Annotated in this window: 24 protein-coding genes; 10 read left to right on the top strand and 14 right to left on the bottom strand. The window is 57.0% G+C overall.

What is annotated here, in order from left to right; genetic code table 11:
* Positions 1-40: 40 nt before the first annotated feature.
* The 5 genes from truB to N655_RS19310 form a co-directional block, all read right to left on the bottom strand.
* Positions 41-916, bottom strand: a complete 876-nt coding sequence (gene truB / locus N655_RS0115055) for a tRNA pseudouridine(55) synthase TruB (RefSeq protein ID WP_044934823.1) — start codon at positions 914-916, stop codon at positions 41-43.
* Between the two features lie 33 nt (positions 917-949).
* On the bottom strand, positions 950-1,564 hold the full coding sequence (gene folE / locus N655_RS0115050; protein WP_044934820.1) for a GTP cyclohydrolase I FolE: 615 nt from the start codon (positions 1,562-1,564) through the stop codon (positions 950-952).
* 18 nt (positions 1,565-1,582) lie between these two features.
* Positions 1,583-1,990 (bottom strand): 6-carboxytetrahydropterin synthase, encoded by a 408-nt coding sequence (locus tag N655_RS0115045; RefSeq protein ID WP_026443650.1) that lies wholly within the window; start codon positions 1,988-1,990, stop codon positions 1,583-1,585.
* Positions 1,987-2,397, bottom strand: coding sequence for a 6-pyruvoyl trahydropterin synthase family protein (locus tag N655_RS0115040; protein WP_026443649.1), 411 nt, complete (start codon positions 2,395-2,397; stop codon positions 1,987-1,989). The genes N655_RS0115045 and N655_RS0115040 overlap by 4 nt, the downstream gene beginning before the upstream one ends.
* A gap of 74 nt (positions 2,398-2,471) precedes the next feature.
* Positions 2,472-3,506: a glycosyltransferase family 2 protein gene (locus tag N655_RS19310; protein ID WP_238324780.1), complete on the bottom strand. Its 1,035-nt coding sequence runs from the start codon at positions 3,504-3,506 to the stop codon at positions 2,472-2,474.
* An 81-nt stretch (positions 3,507-3,587) separates the two neighbouring features.
* On the opposite strand from N655_RS19310, the gene N655_RS0115030 reads away from it, so the two are divergent.
* From N655_RS0115030 to N655_RS19305, 3 genes are all read left to right on the top strand, one after another.
* Positions 3,588-4,064, top strand: coding sequence for a TlpA family protein disulfide reductase (locus N655_RS0115030; protein WP_238324778.1), 477 nt, complete (start codon positions 3,588-3,590; stop codon positions 4,062-4,064).
* A 34-nt stretch (positions 4,065-4,098) separates the two neighbouring features.
* Positions 4,099-5,007, top strand: a complete 909-nt coding sequence (gene sppA, locus N655_RS0115025; RefSeq protein ID WP_026443648.1) for a signal peptide peptidase SppA — start codon at positions 4,099-4,101, stop codon at positions 5,005-5,007.
* 66 nt (positions 5,008-5,073) lie between these two features.
* Positions 5,074-5,382, top strand: coding sequence for an integration host factor subunit beta (locus tag N655_RS19305; protein WP_044934817.1), 309 nt, complete (start codon positions 5,074-5,076; stop codon positions 5,380-5,382).
* Between the two features lie 39 nt (positions 5,383-5,421).
* Here N655_RS19305 and pgeF read toward each other — a convergent pair whose 3' ends face one another.
* The 5 genes from pgeF to N655_RS0114995 all read right to left on the bottom strand — a co-directional run bounded on the left by pgeF (position 5,422) and on the right by N655_RS0114995 (position 11,175).
* Positions 5,422-6,291 (bottom strand): peptidoglycan editing factor PgeF, encoded by an 870-nt coding sequence (gene pgeF / locus N655_RS0115015; protein ID WP_044934815.1) that lies wholly within the window; start codon positions 6,289-6,291, stop codon positions 5,422-5,424.
* Between the two features lie 352 nt (positions 6,292-6,643).
* A complete protein-coding gene (locus N655_RS0115010) occupies positions 6,644-8,248 on the bottom strand; it encodes a DHA2 family efflux MFS transporter permease subunit (protein WP_044934813.1) in 1,605 nt (534 codons plus the stop codon).
* A gap of 123 nt (positions 8,249-8,371) precedes the next feature.
* Complete coding sequence (locus tag N655_RS19300) at positions 8,372-9,388, bottom strand: vWA domain-containing protein (RefSeq protein WP_155987613.1); 1,017 nt, start codon at positions 9,386-9,388, stop codon at positions 8,372-8,374.
* Positions 9,389-9,430: 42 nt separating this feature from the next.
* Positions 9,431-10,153, bottom strand: coding sequence for a ZIP family metal transporter (locus N655_RS0115000; protein ID WP_026443645.1), 723 nt, complete (start codon positions 10,151-10,153; stop codon positions 9,431-9,433).
* A gap of 119 nt (positions 10,154-10,272) precedes the next feature.
* Positions 10,273-11,175 carry a glycerophosphodiester phosphodiesterase gene (locus N655_RS0114995; protein WP_026443644.1) on the bottom strand — a complete coding sequence of 301 codons (903 nt, stop codon included), beginning with the start codon at positions 11,173-11,175 and terminating at the stop codon, positions 10,273-10,275.
* Between the two features lie 59 nt (positions 11,176-11,234).
* Here N655_RS0114995 and N655_RS0114990 point away from each other — a divergent pair, with 59 nt between their 5' ends.
* From N655_RS0114990 to arsB, 5 genes are all read left to right on the top strand, one after another.
* Complete coding sequence (locus N655_RS0114990) at positions 11,235-11,792, top strand: DUF488 domain-containing protein (protein WP_044934810.1); 558 nt, start codon at positions 11,235-11,237, stop codon at positions 11,790-11,792.
* Complete coding sequence (locus N655_RS19295) at positions 11,789-12,040, top strand: DUF3311 domain-containing protein (RefSeq protein WP_044934808.1); 252 nt, start codon at positions 11,789-11,791, stop codon at positions 12,038-12,040. Before N655_RS0114990 ends, N655_RS19295 begins: the two co-directional genes overlap by 4 nt.
* 150 nt (positions 12,041-12,190) lie before the next feature.
* Positions 12,191-12,517 carry an ArsR/SmtB family transcription factor gene (locus N655_RS0114980; protein WP_026443642.1) on the top strand — a complete coding sequence of 109 codons (327 nt, stop codon included), beginning with the start codon at positions 12,191-12,193 and terminating at the stop codon, positions 12,515-12,517.
* 4 nt (positions 12,518-12,521) lie between these two features.
* Positions 12,522-13,016: an arsenate reductase ArsC gene (locus tag N655_RS0114975; RefSeq protein ID WP_026443641.1), complete on the top strand. Its 495-nt coding sequence runs from the start codon at positions 12,522-12,524 to the stop codon at positions 13,014-13,016.
* Between the two features lie 10 nt (positions 13,017-13,026).
* A complete protein-coding gene (gene arsB / locus N655_RS0114970) occupies positions 13,027-14,100 on the top strand; it encodes an ACR3 family arsenite efflux transporter (protein WP_044934805.1) in 1,074 nt (357 codons plus the stop codon).
* Between the two features lie 146 nt (positions 14,101-14,246).
* Here arsB and N655_RS0114965 read toward each other — a convergent pair whose 3' ends face one another.
* From N655_RS0114965 to N655_RS0114955, 3 genes are all read right to left on the bottom strand, one after another.
* Positions 14,247-15,095: a ThuA domain-containing protein gene (locus tag N655_RS0114965; protein ID WP_026443639.1), complete on the bottom strand. Its 849-nt coding sequence runs from the start codon at positions 15,093-15,095 to the stop codon at positions 14,247-14,249.
* An 80-nt stretch (positions 15,096-15,175) separates the two neighbouring features.
* Positions 15,176-16,591 carry an FG-GAP repeat domain-containing protein gene (locus N655_RS0114960; RefSeq protein ID WP_026443638.1) on the bottom strand — a complete coding sequence of 472 codons (1,416 nt, stop codon included), beginning with the start codon at positions 16,589-16,591 and terminating at the stop codon, positions 15,176-15,178.
* A 1-nt stretch (position 16,592) separates the two neighbouring features.
* The gene (locus N655_RS0114955; RefSeq protein WP_238324775.1) at positions 16,593-17,909 is read right to left on the bottom strand and encodes a Gfo/Idh/MocA family protein; all 1,317 of its coding nucleotides are present in this window, start codon (positions 17,907-17,909) and stop codon (positions 16,593-16,595) included.
* Between the two features lie 118 nt (positions 17,910-18,027).
* Between N655_RS0114955 and N655_RS0114950 the strand changes: the two genes are divergently transcribed.
* Positions 18,028-18,870, top strand: coding sequence for a menaquinone biosynthetic enzyme MqnA/MqnD family protein (locus N655_RS0114950; protein ID WP_202900345.1), 843 nt, complete (start codon positions 18,028-18,030; stop codon positions 18,868-18,870).
* A 69-nt stretch (positions 18,871-18,939) separates the two neighbouring features.
* The gene (locus N655_RS19290; RefSeq protein ID WP_049961466.1) at positions 18,940-19,692 is read left to right on the top strand and encodes a YqaA family protein; all 753 of its coding nucleotides are present in this window, start codon (positions 18,940-18,942) and stop codon (positions 19,690-19,692) included.
* On the opposite strand, the gene N655_RS0114940 is transcribed toward N655_RS19290, so the two are convergent.
* Entirely contained in the window at positions 19,655-20,671 is a 1,017-nt protein-coding gene (locus N655_RS0114940; RefSeq protein WP_026443635.1) for a beta-ketoacyl-ACP synthase III, read from the bottom strand. The genes N655_RS19290 and N655_RS0114940 overlap by 38 nt on opposite strands.
* Positions 20,672-20,742: the final 71 nt, after the last annotated feature.

Here is a 20,742-nt window from a genome sequence, read left to right as displayed (position 1 = left end):
AAGAGCAAAGATTTTCTCTTTGGGAAAGGCGGGCCAGCAGCTACAGCAGCACGACGATTGGCTGAAAGAGCGTTCCGGCGACGCGGCGTCCGATGGCAATCAGCTTGGTCTGTCCTTCAAAAATCTTGATTAGCGGCGCCTGAGAAAACTCGGGCAGATTGACCGCTGCTCCATGACGGACCATGCCTGTAGAAACTGGGTCCGCAGTTACGGCGGGCAGCTCCGGCAGGAGGGTGCGCGGATGGGGCATGTGTGCGACAAGCTCTCCGCCAGCAGCAAGTCTTTCCACTTCAGGCAAAGGAAGAGCGTCTTCCAGCAGAAACGGGCCCGCTGCTGTGCGCCGCAGACTGGTAAGATGTGCACCACAGCCCAGGGCCTGGCCTAGATCATGTGCCACACTGCGCACATATCCGCCGGAAGAGACGGTCATGAGAAATGCAGCGGTATCGCCTTCGAGCGCGGTGATATCCAGTTGACGGATCGAGATGGGAACGGGCCGGAGTTCGGGCTCTTTTCCAGCGCGGGCCAGCTTGTAGGCGGGTTTACCCGCGACCTTTTTTGCAGAAAACGGAGGAGGCATCTGAAGGACCTCGCCCTGAAAGCGGGAAGCTGCGGTGCGCACCTGTTCGAGCGTGAGTGAAACAGCAACAGGATCGCCCATGGGCCGTCCTTCGGCGTCGTAGGTGTCGGTCGCAAATCCAAACCGGATGGTACCCGCGTAGCTCTTTTCCAGAGGGCCAAAAAACTGCGCCAGCCGGGTAAACTTCCCCATCAGCAGAGGAAGTACGCCGGTGGCCATGGGGTCCAGTGTGCCAAGATGCCCGATGGAGCGCTCTCCGGTGACCCTGCGGATGTGCGCCACAACATCATGCGATGTTGCTCCCGCTGGCTTGTCTACGATCAACAGCCCGTTCACCTGATTACTATAACTGTCCCGGGTGTGTGGAATTCAGAAGCCGTTCTGTGCACGGTTGCGTACCAGAGACAGGAACTCGTTGCGCGTGTTCTGCTTCTGAAAGATCCCTACCATCGCCGAAGTTACCGTAGAGGAATGCTGCTTCTCAACCCCCCGCATCATCATGCAAAGGTGCCGTGCTTCAATCACGACGCCAACCCCCTGCGGTCCGATTGCCTCCTGAATGGCATCGGCTATCTGACGTGTCATGCGCTCCTGCACCTGCAGACGGCGGGCAAAGACTTCGACCAGGCGGGGGATCTTGCTCAGTCCAATGACCTTGCCATTGGGAATGTAGGCAACGTGGACTTTTCCAAAAAAAGGCAGCATGTGGTGTTCGCACAGGGAAAACATCTCGATGTCCTTGACTATGACCATCTCGTCATAGTCCACATCGAAGAGCGCACCACGTAGAATCTCCGCCGGGTCTTCCCGGTATCCTTTGGTCAGGAACGACATGGCCCGCTCCACGCGCTCGGGAGTGCGGATAAGGCCATCGCGAGAGGGATCTTCATCAAAGCGGCGCAGGATCTCGCGGTAGAGTTCTTGTGTGGACACCTGTTCCAGGTCGGTTTCCAGGACCTTGCGGAGAATTGCTGGTTTTGCCATGTAAGCTCTCTTTTCTTTCTATACTGCCGGATACTCAAAAAAATTGTTGCTGGTTTCCTCAATACGGACGCGCACGATTTCACCATGATCAAATGCGCTACTGAGCATCCTGTAAATCTCTATACATAGATTCTCCGTGGTCGGCACACGCTCCGCAAAAAGAGGGTCCAGATTGAGATTTGTGTGGTCGAAACGCTCCAGGACCTCTTTGCGCACGCACTCGTCCAGGTCCACCAGATTGCAGACCATGCCGGTCTCCGGGTCCACCGGTCCCCCCACGGTGACTTCAATCACGTAATTGTGCCCATGCCCATGTGGATTGTTGCACTTGCCGTAAAGCTCACGGTTCTTCTCACGGCTGAATGCTTCAGAGTGGAGGCGGTGTGAGGCGCTGATGCGATAGCGGCGGGAAAAATAGGCCCTCATGGCTCTCCGTAGTAATCAGCAAAAATGTCAGACATTTCATAAACGCGCACGCGGTGCAGTTTTGCTCCGGGAACCTTGCCTTCCAGGCGCCGCCATACCGCGATGGCAATGTTCTCGGTGGTAGGAATGGTGTTGCGGAACTCCGGGACCTCTTTGTTTAAATGCCGATGGTCATAGGCCTGGACAACTTCCTGCTCCAGAACGTCCTTCAGCTTTTTCAGGTCCACAACAAAGCCTGTCGCCGCATCAACTTCGCCAGCCACGGTTACCTCAAGCGTGTAGTTGTGCCCGTGTCCATTCTTGTTCGCACACTTGCCAAAGACGCGCCGGTTTTCTTCATCAGACCATGCCTCGTTCCAGTAGTAGTGCGAGGCGGAGAACTCTGCCCTTCGGGTAAGTAAAATCATCGTTTCAGACCGTCCATCAGCATATCTTTTGGGTGTGCGGCGCAGGCCGCAGGAGCAGGTGACGAGTGCACTGGCTATCCTCCGCCTGCGTAATCTCTGCCTTTCCAGACTACGCGTTTCGCGACCGTGTGCCCGAACCAGCTCCGCCACAGTAACCAGATGAACAGAGGCAGTCCGAAAACGCTCAGCATGCAATCGACAAAAGGAAAATTTGATTTCATCACACGGCGGTAAAAGCGCCACAGCGTCCGAAACCAAACAAGAAGGAGCAACAGCCGCGCAGTCAGCCACGGAGTGGTCATACTGACCGGCCATGGAACATACCAGGCAAGCACCGGCAGCCCAAACAGAAGGAGAATGTCCAGCAGCTTCCATGCGGCCGTCGACAGCGGGTTGCCAAAGAGCAGGGCGAGGTTCTTGGTCCAGCCTTCACACATCTGCCGAAAGCCCCGATACATGCGCGTGCTGACCGCATCCGGAGCATAGCGGAAGCGGAGACCGAGCTTGCGGCGTTTTGCCATAGAGGCAAGTTCAACGTCTTCCAGCAGAGATCGGGCAACTGCCTCATGACCGCCGATCTGGAAATAGGCCTCGCGCTCTATCAACAGGAACTGTCCATTGGCCGCAGCCACGCGCGACTCAGGGTCTGAGACCTTTGCCGGGGGATAGGCCAGGGCCAGCTCGCTGAATACCAAAGGCATCAGCGCCCTCTGCCAGAAACCTTGCACAATCTGGCGCGGAGAATAGGAGAGCATGGCCACCTTGTGTTTTTCAGCTTCATGCAGGGCACGCCGCAAATTTCCGGGTTCGTGCAGGGTATCAGCGTCGGTGAACAGCAGCCAGCGGCCCGCCGCCCGTTTTGCCCCTGTCCAGACGGCGTTGGCCTTTCCAGTCCACCCCGGTGGCGATGGGGGAGCGTCGAGCACAGTCACATCGGAAAAAGCGGCGGCAATTTTTCGGGTAAGGTCGGTGGAGTGGTCATCTACAACCAGCACCTCCCAGTCCCGTCCCAGCGTCCAATCTGCATCGGACTGCGAAACCAGCGACTGAAGGCACGCCTCCAGGCAGTCCTGTTCATTCCGTGCCGGAATAATGACAGTCAGTTCCAAGCAAGCTCCGCTATTTATTATAGAAATGTGTGGCGCTGGTCGAATCTCTCTGCTCAAACCTCCAGGATCTTCTCCCGGCCTGTGCAGGCACTCTTCCTGGTGCTGGCGCTGCTCTCATCCGGATGTGACCGTGGCTCTCGTCCCGCGCAGGTAGCCACCGCGGCCCCGGACTTCACCATTACCGATGGCAACAGGACCATCCATCTGAGGGACTTTCGCGGTAAGACCGTTCTGCTCAATTTCTGGGCTTCCTGGTGTCCTCCATGCATTGAGGAGCTGCCGTCCCTCAATGCTTTGCAGCAGCAGATGCCGCAGCTGGTTGTCCTGGGCGTAAATTTTAACGATGATCGGGCGGCGTATGAGCAGTTTCTGAAAGACCATCGCGTTGCGTTTCTGACCATCCACGACGAGACACAAAAAAGCAACCTGGCCTTCGGAACGACAAGGCCGCCGGAAAGCTACATTATTGACCCGCATGGGGTCATCCGTCGCAAATTTATCGGCCCCCAGGACTGGACCAGTCCGGAAATTCTGAACTATCTCGAAAACCTGCAATAGCTGATAAGTCATTCCGGATGCTACACTCGCCCCTATGAGTGAAGAAAAACGCAGCTCCGGATGGTTCTGGTTTTTGCTTGGGGGCGGTCTTTTTGCCGCTCTGGTTGTTGTGGTCGCACTGCTGGGGTACGCGGCTGTAAAGACGCTGGGCGGTGACAGCAATTTCCGCGGAAGTAGCGTCGGGGTCATCGACATCAATGGCGTCATTGTTTCCGCCCAGAATACCGTGGACCAGTTGCGCAAGTTTGAACAGGACGACTCCATCAAGGCCATCATTCTTCACATCAATTCTCCAGGTGGAGGGGCCGCCGCCTCACAGGAGATTTACGAAGAGGTGTCCCACATCCGCAATGAGAAAAAGAAGCCCATTGTTGCGTCTATAGAAAGCATCGGGGCAAGTGGGGCCTATTACATTGCCTCCGGAACAAATAGGATTTATGCCAATAATGCCAGCATCGTCGGCTCCATTGGCGTCATTATGGAGTGGACCAACTACGGAGACCTGCTGAAATGGGCGAAATTGAAACCCGAGGTGCTGAAGGCAGGATCACTCAAAGATGCCGGATCACCCGTGCGCGAGATGACTCCGGAGGAAAAAGCGTATTTTCAGGGACTCATTGACAATATGCACGAGCAATTTATTCACGATGTGGCCCAGGGACGTGGGATTCCCGAAGCCGCGCTGAAGCCGCTGGCCACTGGGCAGGTTTGGACCGGGCAGCAGGCCCTGCCCCTGCATCTGATTGATAAACAAGGCGGCTTCAGGGATGCGCTGCTGGACACGGCCCGGCAAGTGGGGATCTCCGGCGAGCCAAACGTGGTAAAGCCCGCGAAAAAACGTCATTCTCTGCTTGACCTGATTACCACCGATGCGGACGATCTTTGGCCCAATCCGGAACGGTTACTGGAAAAACAAGCAGGCTTTTATTTTCTCTGGAAATAGGGGTGAATTGATTGCATCTATTATAGTTACAGAGCGTACCCATTTTGGACTGGAGCGAGACTGGCCATGACAAAAGCAGATTTGGTGGAGGAAGTGACCCAGCTAGGCGACTTGACGCGACGCGATGGCGAAGTCATTGTGGAAACAATCTTCGATTCTGTAATTCAGGCGCTCAAGGCCGGAGACAAGATTGAGATCCGAGGGTTCGGCAGCTTCCGTATCCGGCAGAGAAAACCGCGCACCGGGCGCAATCCAAAAACCGGGGCAAAGGTCGAGGTGCCGGCCAAGCGCGTTCCTTACTTTAAACCCAGCAAAGAGTTGCGCGACCTAGTGAATCCAAAGGATGAAGCCAGTCCGGCAGAACCTACTGCATAGGATGGCAAATCAGAGGGGCCGTCGGCCGGTTTCCGGGCTCTACCCCCTAAGTCCCACGGCTGACAACATGCGGCCTGTCTGACCATGCTCGGCCCGATAGGAGAAATAGCGGTCCCTTTGGCAACACGTGCAGTCCCCCTGCACAAAGATTGCATCCTCGCGGACCCCCGCATCCATCAATTGTCTGCGGTTGGCCTCAATCAGGTCCAGGTACAGTACCTGGCTGGAATGGCCATGCCCGGGAGGACGGGCCGTCAGAAAGAGAAGAGGGTACTTGTCTTTTACTGGGTCAGTAGTTGAGACTTCGCGGAACAGTTGGTCCGCATAGACGAACTGCGAGAAGAACTGCTCGCGTACCTCTTCCCCAACGGCATAGCAGCATTGGCGGATGCCCGGTCCGATGGCTGCAGAGAGGTCTTCCGGCTCGCTGCCAAATTCCGCCCTCATCCGCCCGATTCCCACTTCGACAATGCGTTTCAGCGTACCACGCCAGCCGGCATGGAACGCAGCCACAGCGCGCCGGTTTTGGTCTATGACCAAAACCGGAATGCAGTCTGCTGTCTGAATGCCAAGTACGATCCCCCTCTCGGAGGTCATCATGCCATCGCCCTGTAACCGGGGATCTTCGGCGGTATGGCTGCGGTCCACCACATGCACAACAGAAGAGTGGATCTGCTTTAAAGTAACCAAAGAAGGCGTGGGTGCCTTCCCTTTGCTGAGGGCATGGAGGAACTTCTCCCGGTTGGCCAGCACGTTTTTTCTGTCGTCCTCTGCGGTAAAGCCCAGGTTCATTTCTCCAGCCTTCCTCTTAGGACCATAGACGGTCGTTGTTCCTCCGACTCGGGTACTGAATCCGTGCAGAAGCCAGGGCAGGTCAACCCATTGCGGGCATGTCACGACTTGGAGCATGGCTGAACAGTGGGAATCCTCAGGTGGCATATCACTCATTATCTGTGCTGATGCACCAAAGCAAAAGGCCCGCTGGTTGCGGGCCTTCTGTTCAGAGGCAATTTTGAGGGGAAGCCATTGAGGGTAGTGTCAACTGAGGTTCCGCATCTGCGGATTCGCAAAGGGTGAACTCAACAACTTAGGCGAGAGATACAGCATAGTGAAGTTGCCTCTATTTGTTACTACTTATGAATGCGTATCCTTTGCCAAAGTTGCCCAATAACATTGAGAAATTTTTAATACTGTGAAAGCCGAGATGAAACCTTTTATGAATTTATCCTGAAGCTTAACGACCTCCGCGCCCCTCCATCCATCAGTGCACAGCAATCTCTCCTCCTGCACCCGGCTTGTTTTTGCGCAGAAGAAGACTGAGCGGAATCATGATGAGCGAGGCGGCGCAAAGGATGAAATACATGTCTTTATAGGCAAGCGCCTGGGATTGCTGGAGTAACTGGTTATAGATTTGTCCCTGGGCCAGATAGTCCGCATTGGCCGATCCCGCACTGTGCGTAAATACACCGCTCAGTGCACTGATCTGACGCTGGAGATTGGCATTGGATGGCGTCAGGTGCTTCAGCATCTGGTCCTGATGGAACTGCCCCAGTTCCGTGATTCCGGCATTGGTAATTGAGATGAGAATGCTGCCGCCAATATTGCGTACAAAATTGATCAGTCCAGCTACCTGGTTGTTTTTCTCAACAGGCATGCCGAAATAAGCAGCCGTAGTGATGGAGATGAAGACAAAGGGGATGGAGAAGATCTGGACGATCCTGAGCCATGAAGCCATCCCAAAGCTCAGCCCGAGATTGATGCGCGTTGCCGTGAAGTAGTAGGAAAAGGCAAAACAGGCAAAGCCAAAGAGGATGATGTTCCGGGCTGGAAAGCGGCTGACGGCCTGTCCAGCCAGTGGCATCATCAAAAGAAGCACCAGGCCCCCGGCAGAGAGTGACAAGCCGGCAATGGTGGCCGTGTATCCCAGCTGCGCCTGCAAAAACTGGGGCTGCAAGACTGTGGTGGCATTCAGAAGGCCGCCGGTAAACAGCATCAGGAAGCAGCAGGTGGCAAAATTTTTGTTTTTAAACAGGCGCAATTCCATGATGGGATTTTTCGTGTGCCACTCCCAGAACAGCAGTGCGGCAAAGGAGATGGCAAAGGTGGTCCCGAAGAAGCGGATAAAGTCGGACTGGAACCAGTCCTTTTCTTCGCCCTTGTCCAGCGTAATCTGAAGGGCCGCCATGGAAATAATCAGCAGCGCGATGCCAAGCCCATCCACGTTGCGCAGCCGGCTGCGGTCTGCCTTGATCCAGGGAGGATCATCCACCATGCGTTGAACGAGAACAAGGGCCAGAATACCGACCGGGATGTTGATGTAGAAGATCCAGTGCCAACTGTAGTTGTCCGTAATCCAGCCACCCAGCGTGGGCCCGATGGAAGGGGCGAGAATCGCCACAATGCCATAGAGGGCAAAGGCGAGTCCGCGCTTGGAAGGCTCAAAAGAGTCAGCCATAATGGCCTGCGCCATCGGCTGCAGGCCCCCTCCGCCAAAGCCCTGGAGCACGCGGGCCACCAGAAGAATCCCGAGTGTTGGAGCGATGCCGCAAAGAAATGAGCTGAGGGTGAAGATGGTAATGCAGAACATGAAAAAGTTCTTGCGGCCCATAATACTGGCCGCCCATCCGCCCATCGGCAGCACCACGGCGTTGGAGACAAGATAGGCCGTCAGGACCCAGGTGCTTTCATCCTGGCTGGCCCCCAGGCTGCCAGCGATATGCGGCAGCGCAACGTTGGCAATGGAGGTGTCAAGTACCTCCATAAAAGCGGCAAGCGCTACAGTTGCAGCAATGGCCCAGGGATTGGCGCGGGGCCGCCAGCGTTCTTTTGTCAATGCTTCCGGTGCAGCGAGTGTTTGTGTCGCCATTCCTACAAATCTTTAAATCGTTCAAAAATTTTAGTCAGAACTTAAATAGATGCGGGAAAAGCCAACAATGACGCAAAGGATCGTGCTGGCGGCCGCCAAATCCTCCATTCGTCCGCGAAAAATCTATGGCATCGAATGCGAGCTGTCGGTGTTCGAGGGGACCCAGTAGCTGTTTCGGGCCACCACGTGCGCGCCATAGTCGCTGGTAAGCTTTACCACAACGCGGTGCAGTCCCGGCGCCGGGTCTGACGGGTGAAAGCTGAGAATGTAGCGATTGCGGGCATGACTGGCCAGCTCTGCCACCTGGTCTTCAAAACCTTTTTCTCGGGTAAAGGATGCATATTCTCCTCCGCTCATGACTGCCAGTTCGCGCGGGGCATTCTTCTTCACAGCTGCGGCGGCCATCAGGAGCGGGGCCAGAAGGTTCAAAGAGGCTCCTCCCTCAGCATTCCCCCTGCCCCAGTCCATGAGTCCGGCTTTGGTGGGAGAAAAAGTCAGGCCCAGCACCAGAGTATTGCTTGAGCCGATGTGTTCGACCAGGTCTTGTGCGCTGGAGTGCTTGCTGCCATGGTCGCGCGATTCGCTGATGAGCAGAAGAATACGCCTGTGGTCAGGCGGCCGATGCTCTAGCAGGTCGACAGAGTAGCCAACTGCATCGAGGATCGCAGCACCACCGTCACCCGGGCGCAACCGGCGAAGATCATCGGAGAGAATGCTGGTATCTCGAGTGAATCCTTCAAGAAAAAGCGGCTTAGAGTCAAAGACAACCAACGCGGCCTCTCCCCGGCCTCCCGCAGTAAAGAGGTCAAGCAGAGGTCCCAGTTTTGCGTATTTATCAAATTCCAGAGCAGCGGAACGGCCACGCTGGATACAGACCACCAGGGATACAGGCTGCGCATCGAGGTCGTCATCCACATGAAGGTCCTGTTGCACCCCATTGTCTTCCAGGATGAAATCTTTTTGTGTTAGCCCGTAAACAATTTCGCCCGAGGGCCTCTCCACCAGTGCGGGCACAAGGACGACGCTCGTATTCACACGAATGGTAGGGGCCGACTGCGCCGAGGGTACCGTTGCTTCTCTGGATGGCTGCTGGCCCCCGCAAACAGGGGAAATGCAAAAGCCAGGACGGACAGCAGACACGCACGGCTGAGAGGAAGCATCAATCAACAGAGTAGCAGCCCTTTAGATCTCGGGGAGAAACGTCCGCAGCAAAAGGAACAGCAGTACTCCGGCAAAGAAGACCAGTGCCATGCGGATGCCCGGCTCGCGGTTTACTTCAGGAACCAGGTCGGTGGCGGCCACATAAATGGCCACTCCGGCGGAAAGCGGCAGGCCCGCCTGCACCCAGGAGGGAAGGACATTGATGAGGACAACTCCCAGCAGCGTGGCCGCGGCCAGAATGGCTGCCGCTGTGACCGCAGCCATGCGACCACGGCCTGATGCCATCATGACCGATGCGACCGTGAAGCCTTCCGGGACCTTGTGGAGAAAAATCGCGATGAAGATCAGCCAGCCAAGCCTGCTGGAGAGAACAAACCCTGAGGCGATGGCAATGCCATCAAAAAGCGCGTGCACGGCAAGTCCGGCAAGGACGGAATAGCTGGTATGGGATGAGAGAAATTCGTCCTGATGGGTCTCTTCTCCAAAATGGAAGTGCGGCACAATGGTGTGTTCCAGCAGATGCACAACGCAATAGCCGGCAAGCACCAGCAGCGGCGCCCATCGGGCTGAGACAGCCATGCTTTCCGGCAGCATCTCAAGAAAAGCTACGGCCAGCATGAACCCCGCCCCCAATGCGACGAAATAGCGCAGATAGCGCTTTTCCCAGTGAGAGCGGACAAGGACCAGCCCGCCAAAGATGTCAGCGAAGGCGGCCACGGACCCGAGAATGAGTGAAAGGAGCATCCTGTTGCAGAAGAGCGTAATCTTTCATCATACCTGCTGTGGGCCGCAATGCTTTTGTCCAGAAGACCTAAGACCAGTGCAGAACACCTCCCGTGGTCCATCGATCAGCGTCTTTGTGCTTAGTTGTGCAGCTTCTTGGTTCGCAGCCACTCGACCAGGGCCTCAGGATCGTCCGTAATGATGGCATCGACTCCGGCATCCACCATCTTTTGCCAGTCCTCCGGGGCGTTGACCGTCCAGGGAACAACCTGCAATCCTGCGGCATGGGCCGCGGCGACCTTTTCCGGCGTCACCAGATGATAGTTCGGGCTGATGATCTGTGCTCCGGTTTGTTTTCCCACTGAAACAAAGTTCTTGTTTGTGGCGGGAATGCCCATCAGCGCATCGTCCTTTGCGTTGTCACTGAGGAGCGCTGAAAGGCGGATGGAAGGGTCCAGCTTCTTCATCGCAGTCAGGGTACGGAAGTCAAAGCTTTGCAGAATCACTCGCGATTGCAGGTGGTGCCGCCGGACTGCATCATCCACCAGCTTCACGAATTCTTCGGGCGAAGGCGTCAGCTCAGGATGGCTGGGGAAGCTTTTGGTTTCAACATTGAAGTCAAAGTTGTCTTGTGTGGCAAGGTCCAGCACCTCGTCGAAGGTCGGAATCCGGGTCCCGGGTATGGCCATTTGCCGGGGAAAGTTCGGCAACGTTGCCGATCCGCAATCGTACTGCTTTACCTGCTCCAGTGTGAGCGAGCGAATGGCCGTATGCGGAGGGACTTCAGGTCCGGTGCAGATGCGCTCACCAGGGTGGTCTGGTGTAATGAAAGGGAAGTGGGAGACCACCAAAACATTGTCCCGGGTGACGGCAAGATCGAGCTCCAGAACGTCAGCACCGTGCTGGATGGCATATTCAAAGGCGGGAATCGTATTTTCCGGGCGCGTAGCGCGGGAACCGCGGTGTCCTTGCACCAGGACCATTTGCGCGTTGGGAGTAGAGGCCAGCAACACAGCAAGACCAAAAGCCAGGACTTTCAACATACCTGCGAGTGTATTGTGCCTGCCAGCGGGGCTAGGTTGCAATGCGGTAAAAATTGAAGATGCTGACCATTGGCCATTCCACGCTGCCGATTGAAACCTTCCTGGCAATTCTGAAGGCCCACGATGTGCGCTGGCTGGTCGACATCCGTACCATTCCCAGGTCGAGGCACAACCCTCAGTTCGCTCAGGAAGACCTGGAAGAGTCACTCAGGCGCATCAGGATCCATTACCGCTGGCAGAAGTCGCTGGGCGGACTGCGTCATGCTCGGAAGGATTCCATCAACACCGGATGGCGCAATGCCAGCTTTCGTGGATATGCCGATTACATGCAGACGCCTGAATTTGCTGCGGCAATCAACGAGCTGCTGAAAGCCAGTCCGCACGAGCGTACGGCAATCATGTGCGCAGAGGCGGTGCCGTGGCGTTGTCATCGCTCACTGGTGGCAGATGCGCTGCTGGTACAGAACGTCCCGGTTCAAGACATCTTTTACGATGCCAAGGGGCACAGCCGCCAGCAGCCGCACAAACTCACCTCATTTGCGCGGGTCGAGGGGACGCGCTTATGGTACCCGGCCGAGGACGACCTATTTGCTTCCGGTATACAATCCGAAGCATGAAGTCACGCCGAGCACTCTGGTATTGGCTGCTGTTGCTTCCTGCACTCGCCCTTATGTTTCCCGGGGCCTATGCGCGGCAGGACCCGGAGCTGTTCGGCTTTCCGTTTTTCTACTGGTACCAGATGGCCTGGATCGTACTGACCAGTGTCCTTTCCGGTTTCGTATATTTGGTAACAACAGAAAAGGGACCGACTGCAGGGTCGGGCAACTGTACCCGGCAGGGACCATCTTCAGAACATCTGCGCTGAAAAGCGCCATCTACAACAGCTTCTGCCAGTCGTACGCTCCAGGTGCATCCAGCAAGATGACTCCATTCAGAATCGTGTCGCCTTGCTCAGTCCTCTAGAAATTCCTGTCTTCTCGTTTCAATCATTCGATAGTTGTTGTATTATAGAATTATGAAGGAAGACCAAGCTGTTTCCGCATTAAGCGCCCTGGCACACAACCAACGGTTGCGCGTATTTCGCGCCCTGGTCGTTGCCGGTCCGGAAGGGCTGACGCCGAGCAAGCTGGCTGACCAGCTCGATGTGCCGCGTAACACCTTGTCCTTCCATCTGAAAGAACTGGCCCATGCTGGTCTCGTCACGATCGAGCAGCAGGGCCGCAATCTGATCTATCGGGCCGAGTATGGACACATGAACGGTCTGATCCGCTACCTGACCGAGCATTGCTGCCAAGGCGGCGTTTGCGAGGTTTCCGATACCACTATTCGCTGCGACTGCTGACGCCATGACCGATACCACCTACAACGTCTTGTTCATCTGCACGGGCAATTCCGCCCGTTCCATTCTGGCCGAAGGCCTACTCAACGCGCTGGGCCAAGGCCGCTTTTCTGCCTATTCCGCTGGCAGTCACCCAAAGGGTGAGGTCCACCCGCTGGCACTCGCCACGCTGGAGCGGCTGGGCTTGCCAACCACCGGTTACCGCAGTAAGAGTTGGGACGAGTTCGTGAGGCCCGACGCGCCGACGTTCGACTTCATCTTCACCGTTTGCGACAACGCTGCTGGCGAGGCGTGTCCGATGTGGCCGGGCAAGCCCGTGTCGGCCCATTGGGGCGTGCCTGACCCGGCCGCGGTCGAAGGTACCGAGGAACAACAACGCAAGGCATTCATGGATGCGGCGATCACGCTGCGTCGGCGCATCGAGCTTTTCCTGTCGCTGCCATTGCAAAGCCTTGATGCTCTCTCGTTGCAGCGTGGGCTGCGCGATATTGGACGTCAGTGAGGCCGATACCATGAACACCGAAACCGTCGGGTCCGTGCCGGCTGCGTCTGTCATGAACGGCTTCGAGCGATATCTGAGCGTGTGGGTGGCGGCGTGCATCGTTGCCGGCATCGCGCTCGGCCAGTCCGCGCCGGGTGTATTCCAAGCTGTCGGCCGCATGGAAATCGCCCAGGTCAACCTGCCGGTCGGCCTGCTCATTTGGGTGATGATCGTGCCGATGCTGCTCAAAGTGGACTTCGCCGCACTTGGCCAGGTCAAGCGACACTGGCGCGGCATCAGTGTGACGCTGTTTGTGAATTGGGCGGTCAAGCCGTTCTCGATGGCGCTGCTGGCATGGATCTTCATTCGTCATGTCTTTGCCGCCTGGCTTCCGCCCACTCAGCTCGACAGCTACATCGCCGGCCTCATTTTGCTGGCCGCCGCACCCTGTACGGCGATGGTGTTTGTCTGGAGCCGGCTTACCGGTGGCGATCCGGTGTTCACGCTTTCGCAAGTTGCGCTCAATGACATCATCATGTTGTTTGCTTTCGCGCCTGTCGTCGGCCTGTTGCTGGGCCTGTCGTCCATCACCGTTCCTTGGGCCACACTGCTGGTGTCGGTGGTGCTTTACATTGTGATTCCAGTTGTCCTCGCCCAACTCTGGCGCCGAACGCTGCTCCGTCGGGGCCATACTGCGTTTGACAGGGCGCTGGAGCGTATCGGTCCGCTATCGATGGCGGCGCTCCTGCTGACGCTCGTGCTCCTGTTCGCTTTCCAGGGAGAGGCCATCATTCGGCAACCGCTGGTGATCGCCATGCTCGCGATGCCGATCTTGATTCAAGTGTTTTTCAACGCCGGGCTGGCGTACTGGCTGAACCGCCAGGCAGGAGAAAAACACAACATCGCCTGTCCCTCGGCACTCATCGGCGCGAGCAACTTCTTTGAGCTGGCAGTGGCCGCCGCGATCAGCCTGTTCGGCTTTCACTCGGGCGCGGCGCTGGCCACTGTGGTCGGCGTGCTGATCGAAGTGCCGGTGATGCTGCTGGTGGTGCGCATGGTCAATCGCTCGCGTGGCTGGTACGAACGCCGCACTGCCGCGCCCTAATCTTCAGCAACAGCGGGGTCAGGATGCAGAGGGGATGGTAGCTAGGGCCACCCAGAGTGAACGTTGAAAGTCTTCAGCTTTTTTGAGGGCGGCCGGGAGAGAAGTGGCGTGACTCCTCCGAGCTTCTCATGACGTTCCGTCTGCAGCTAGGGTCGCGGGCGTGGATGAGAAGCGGTGCTCCCATCGGTCAGGCCCATCGCCCATTTGATGGCTTCAAAGTACATCCTGCGAATGTCCGGGTCCTGCCATGACTCTTCCGTGTGTCCCAGTGTGGAATAGAAGACCCGTCCTTTGCCGTACATTTTGCACCAGGCAACAGCAAAATCGCGGTCGGTACGGTGAATGCGCGGGTTGTTGGAAAAATCCATCCTGGATGCATCGAGACTGAGGAGCACGTTGACCTTGTCCCGGGACCAGCTTTTTGCCTGATAAATTTCGTCATACTTCACAAACTCTCGCGGAAAATGACGTACGGCAGGGAAATCAGGGGCCTCGTTGATGATGGGCGCGTTAAAGGTGCCCCACGGATGCTGGTCAAACCATCCTCCGATCATGTCCCCGTACTCCGGCCATGTGTAATTGGTATCAAGGGCAGCATGGATACCGACAAAGCCCTTACCGTCTTCCTTGATAAAGGAAATCATGTCGCGTTTCTGGTCGTCTGTCATCTCCAGCTCCCCTGTGGTGCTGGCAAAAACAAGCACATCAAAAGAGTCAAGGTTCTTCGCATTGCGTCCGAGGTCCTTCTTTGTCAGAAGTTCCGTATCGGTGCGCATGACCGTGTCCCACAGGCCGCTCTCTTTTCCCATGTCATAGATGGCATTCATAGCGGCAGAGACCGAATCGTGCTCGAATCCTTTTGTCTGGGCAATCACCAGCACGTGTCGCAGATGGACCTGCTTGCTATGCGGGGAGGGCGGCAGCGGATCGATCTGGGAGGCAGACAGCGGCAAAGAAGCGAGGAAAAGCAGCATAGCGAGGGCGGGATGACGCATTGCTTTCTCCTGAGTCAGAGGATTTTCCGCAGAACGGCACCCTCCGGGCCTGCACTCTTGGCCCCGAGGGTGCCTGGCCATTACCTGGTTGGACCGTCCTCCTGTTCGACCTCTGGACCTTCGCCGGGGAAGGGCCATTTGCGGTTGAGCGGCTGGGTTTCTTCGCGCACGGATTTTGGCACCTTGTTGATCTTCAGGTTCTCAAGTACGTGCACGCCAAGTTTTCCGGCCGTTGCAATGTCGATGTCGCCATCCTTGTCCAGGTCTGCGGTCACGATTTGCGTTCCGGCGCTGGCTGTTCCATTGACAGAAAGCGCGTAACGGGTGAAGACAGGGTCTGCTTCGGGGGCCGAGATGCGCATGGTATCTCCAATCCCCTTAGCGTGCACCGGGGCAGCAGTCTTTCCCGCCCGGGACCTGGCTGCGGCCAGCTGCTCTTTTGTAGGCAGCTTATAGGCGTACAGTACGACAGGGTCATAAGACCCCGGGTCTGCACCGGAATGGCCGCGGTAGCGCTTGCCCGTGATGAGCTCCGGCTGGCCGTCTCCATCAATGTCTACCAGCGCGAGTGCATGAGACTGGGAAAAGGATTCATCGATCGTATGCCGTATCCACATAGGATGCGATGGAGTACCGGCTTGTTCCAGCCAATACAGGCCGTAGCTGTGACCTTGTCCGAAGATCAGGTCCATCTTTCCGTCGTGGTTCACGTCATAGCCGATGATCGGGAAGCCCGTATCGCCCAGGTCCCAATCGCCATGCCATTTCCACTGGTCGTGATTGGCGTCTATCTGCTCAAACCAGCCGTGAGGGGTGAGAACATCTGGTTTGCCATCGCCATTGATATCGGCCACACCGATTCCGTGGCCGTCCTGTTCTGTTCCGCCCAGGTGATGGACCGCGGGTTTTGGTCCCGAGAAGTCTACCCAAAGGACGCCGGCCCGGTTATAGTGGGCCAGAGCAACATCGGGCTTGCCATCACCGTTGATGTCGGCAAAGGCACCCCCTTCTGTATCGTAACTGTCAGTGATCTTTTCTGCCTTCCACATCTGTCCGGCTTTGGTGGCATCCGGACCAGGGTTTTTGTACCACCAGAGACCGTTGGTGATCCATCCGGCCGTGACGAGGTCGGGCAATCCGTCGTGGTCCACATCCACGATCCACTCGCCGCAGTCAGAAACAAACTCGTTGTGAATGCCGACGGTGCGGAACTGGTGCTGTTTCCATTCACCGCCTTGCGGGCCTGGGTTTTCATACCAATAGGCCCCGCTGAGCAGGTCCGGGTAGCCGTCACCGTTCATGTCCAGCAAAGAGATGCCTTCGGCATGGTCGGTCCCCAGCCGATGCGCGAGGAAGGCGATGCGTGGCTGGCCGCCGGGCCCATTGCCCGGATCGGGTTTGCGAAATTCTGTTGCCTTATCAGGTTCCTGCGCGTGCACTGGCGGCAGCAGGGAAAGCGCAAGGACAGGAAGAAGAAACCGGAAGTATTTTTTCATTTCAGGCCCTTTCAATCTTCATGGTTTCGGGGTTCCAGTGAACGACGCTGCCGCGGTCCACGCTGACATTCGCGAGCAGGGCCGCTCCGGCTGCGCGGAAGCCAAAGACCGGGTCTTCCACCACGGGCGTCCGGTTGCGGACGGCATTGAAGAAATTGTGAAAGTGGTCATAGCTGTCCAGGTAGCCTTCAGGTGCAGCAAATTTTTCTACTGCCGCTGGTGGTGCACCGGTGAAGTGTTTGACGGGATATTTCTTGCGGTATTCCTCAATGTATTGCCGCTGCATGGCATCAGCGAAAGTTGAGACGGTGTAGCCGGGCTCAGTGGCTGGGGGGACGCGCGTCACGGTGACGGAGTTGCCGGCAATCGCCATCTGGCCTTCCGATCCGGTAAACAGGAAGCCTTCGCTTTCCTCGCCGCCGTCTACAAAATTTACCCGCAGGGCCAGATTGAACTCCTGGGGATAATCGAACAGCGCCAGCAGCACGTCGTAAGCGTCCCGACCATCCTTCCAGTAGCGCAGACCACCGGTGGCCATGGCGCGCGTTGGTCCATTCGCGCCCGTGATGAAGTGCGTTCCGCTGAAGAGATGGACAAACAGGTCGCCAGCTACACCGGAACCATAGTCTTTCCACTTACGCCACTGGAAAAATCGCTCGGCGTTCCAGGGAACTTTGGGGGCTGTACCCAGAAAGCGCGGCCAGTCACAGGTCTGCTCTGAGGCATCAAGCGGAATGGAATAGTCCCATGCCCCAATGGCGGAATTGCGGTCCCAGTAGGCACTGACCATGTTGAGTTTGCCAATGATCCCGGAAGCCAGAAGCTCCTTTGCTTTCGCGTAAACAATGGAGCTGACCCGCTGGCTCCCCACCTGAAGGATGCGATTGGTCTTGCGCGCCGTAGCGATGATCTCCGGCCCATCAGAATACAGGTGGATCATGGGCTTTTCCAGATACACGTCCTTGCCCGCGTTCATCGCATCCACCGCGGCCTGCTTGTGCCAGTGGTCCGGCGTGGCGATCAGCACGGCGTCCACATCCGGACGGGCCAGAATTTCCCGGTAATCGCGAGTGGTGAAGATGTCCTGCCCCCAGAGTTCCTTGCAGTGAGTAAGACGGCCGTCATAGCAATCTGCCGCAGCCACCAGTTTCACCCCAGGGACCTGCACGGCAACACTTGTATCAAATTGCCCCTGAATGCCTGCGCCAATCAGTGCCAGATGAATCTGGTCATTCGGCGAGCGGGGGGCCGTGGCCTGAGTTTGTCCAAAAAGAGGTTTTAAGTAAGTTGTTGTGGCGGCAGCGGCAGTCATCCTCATGAAGGTCCTGCGGTCGAGCATCATGTATGGCAGCTCACTTTCTTGTAGAAATTGAATTCGTCGGCCATTGTATCTGATTTGTGGAAACGATTGCATTCTCGGATTGCTACACTATGAAGTGGGTCTTCTTCGCATCGCAGCCATCCGTTTTCTGAATCCCGCACCGCTGATGTGGGACTTTGAGCATGCTCCGGAAAAAATCAGACTGGCGCAGCGTTATGTTCTCCATGAAACGACGCCCGCGCAGTGTGCCGAGGAGCTGGCGCAGGGGAGCTCTGACATTGGACTGGTTCCGGTGGCGGCCTATGCATCCTCCCCTTCCTGGAAGATTGTGCCTGGGTGCGCCATCGCATCTCTGGGGGCCATCCGCTCGATTGTCCTGGTGGTCCGTCACCCTGACGGAATCGAAGCAGTCAACAAGGTTGCTCTTGATACGTCCTCCCGCACCTCGGCAACCTATACACGGATTCTGTTCCATCACTTTTGGCGCCGTCGCGTTGCGTTTGTTCCTTTTGCCCCGGATCTGGAAGCCATGCTGCGGGCAGCCGACGCTGCTTTGCTCATCGGAGATCCAGCGCTGATCGCACTGGAAGATCGCAGGGCGCGTGAGGAGCGCACCGGAGAGAAGCTTTTGTACCTGGACTTGGGCCAGGAATGGAAGAAGTGGACCGGAACGGCTTGGGTGTCGGCCTTCTGGGCCGTCCGGGACCTCCCCGTGGACGCGCAGCAAATCGTTGGTGACTTTCAGCAATCACGCGACCACGGACTGGAGCATGTCGAAGACCTTGTGCGAGAGTGGACCGCGCGCCTGCCGCTTCCAGCCGAAACGGTCCGGAGTTATCTTACACAAAACATTCATTACCATCTGGATGAGGAATGCCTGGAAGGACTGCGGCTTTTTTATCGCTATGGGACCGAGTGCGGAGCACTGCCTGGTGTCCCGCAACTGCGTTTTCTTTAGGTTCGGGCTGGCTGTGAATTTTCACTCCTCACACACGACTTGTGCGGGAAAATCTGCGTCCTACACTGCGTGAGTCCTCTTCAGCGCGTACACGGGCATCCTGCTGCTGTCCCTCACTGGCTGGTCCATTTTGGTGCACTTGGAGTCTTTGTGGTGTCCATGCTGGATGCGTCCCTGGTTCCTCTGCCTCTTCCCGGCAGCACGGACATCCTTGTTCTGCTTCTGGCCGCGCGTCATACCGCTCCCTGGCTGCTGGTGGTGGCCAGCGTGGGTGGCAGCGTACTCGGTGGCTCTCTGACCTGGAGCGCCGGAAAGAAAGGTGGAGAGGCCATGTTGGAAAAACATGTGCCCAAACGGTTTCTCGCGCGCCTGGAACGATGGGTGAAGCACCACGGACCTGCCAGCGTGGCTACGGCCGCCATTCTGCCTCCGCCCATTCCGCTGATGCCTTTTCTGCTGGCCGCCGGTGCCTTGGGAGTGGCACGGAAGCAGTTTTTATGGGCCCCGTACCGCAGCGCGGACGCTGCGGTACGGGGCCATCGTCTGGCTGGGAGCAACCTACGGCCGCCACGTAGGGAAGCTGTGGTCGAGCTATGTCGCAGGATGGTCCCATGTCATCCTGTGGAGCTTTCTCGGGCTTCTGGCCGCGGCAGTTCTGCTCGGAGTGTGGAAATACCGTCAGGACCAGCACAAACAAAAGCTTGCATCTGCTGTGACCAGTTGTTCGTCCCCGGCCCGGGATGCGGGTCCCTGAAGGCCGAGGACAAAGACCGGAAGCTCGTGGCTAAATTTCCCAGCGGAGCAGCGCGGCCCCGACCGTAAAACCCGCGCCCACGCTCGCAATCAGCACCAGGTCCTCTTTCTTTAACCGGCCTTCTTCGCGTGCGGTCTGCATGGCAATGGGAATCGTGCCCGCGGTGGTATTTCCATAGCGATCAATGTTGATGATGACCCGCTCAGTCGGCATTCCCAGGCGCTCAGCAGTAGAGAGAATAATGCGTTTGTTGGCCTGGTGTGGAATGAAGCAGCCGAGGTCGGTCCCCTTGAGTCCGTTGCGTTCCAGGACCTTTTCCGTGGCTTCCGCCATTTTCCGCACCGCGTATTTATAGACCGCCTGTCCGTCCTGGTGGACATAGTGCATCTTTTTGGCGACGGTTTCGGCTGAGGAAGGGTGAAGACTGCCGCCTCCGGGCATGTAAAGCGAGCAGGCACCGGAGCCATCAATTTCGTGCACATAATCCACCATGCCGACTTCGCCCTCAGAGGCAGGTTCGATCAGAACAGCGCCCGCTCCGTCTCCAAACAGGATGCAGGTGGCCCGGTCAGTGTAATCAATAATGGAAGACATGGTGTCTGCGCCGATGACCAGGACCTTGGAGTGTGCGCCAGACTCTACGAGTTTCGTGCCCATCTGAAGGGCATAGACAAAGCCAGAACATGCGGCCGAGAGGTCAAAGCCCCAGGCCCCTTTTGCCCCAAGCTTGTTCTGGACCAGGCAGGCAGTGGAGGGAAACATCATGTCCGGCGTTACGGTTGCGACAAGGATGGCCTCAACTTCCTCCGGAGTAACGCCGCGTTCCGCCAGGCATTTTCTTGCAGCTTCGACGGCCATATCGCTGGTGGCCTGTCCTTTTTCGACCAGGTGACGTTCACGGATGCCGGTACGCTCCACGATCCATTGGTCGCTGGTTTCAACCATCTTTTCTAAATCGGCGTTGGTAAGGGTCCGGGGTGGAACATAGGTGCCGAGGGCGCTGATCTTGGCGCGTCGCGCCTGTTTCGGACGCAAGGTAAGGCTCAAAGGGTTCTCTCCATCAGGTACAAAGTAAAAACTTATTTTCTATGAGGAGATTGCGTGGTGTCTATGAAAGG

The sequence above is a fragment of the Pseudacidobacterium ailaaui genome (assembly GCF_000688455.1).
Taxonomy (GTDB): Bacteria; Acidobacteriota; Terriglobia; order Terriglobales; family Acidobacteriaceae; genus Pseudacidobacterium; species Pseudacidobacterium ailaaui.
Note: the sequence above shows the minus strand (reverse complement) of the source record. Positions and strands in the feature narration are given on the sequence as shown.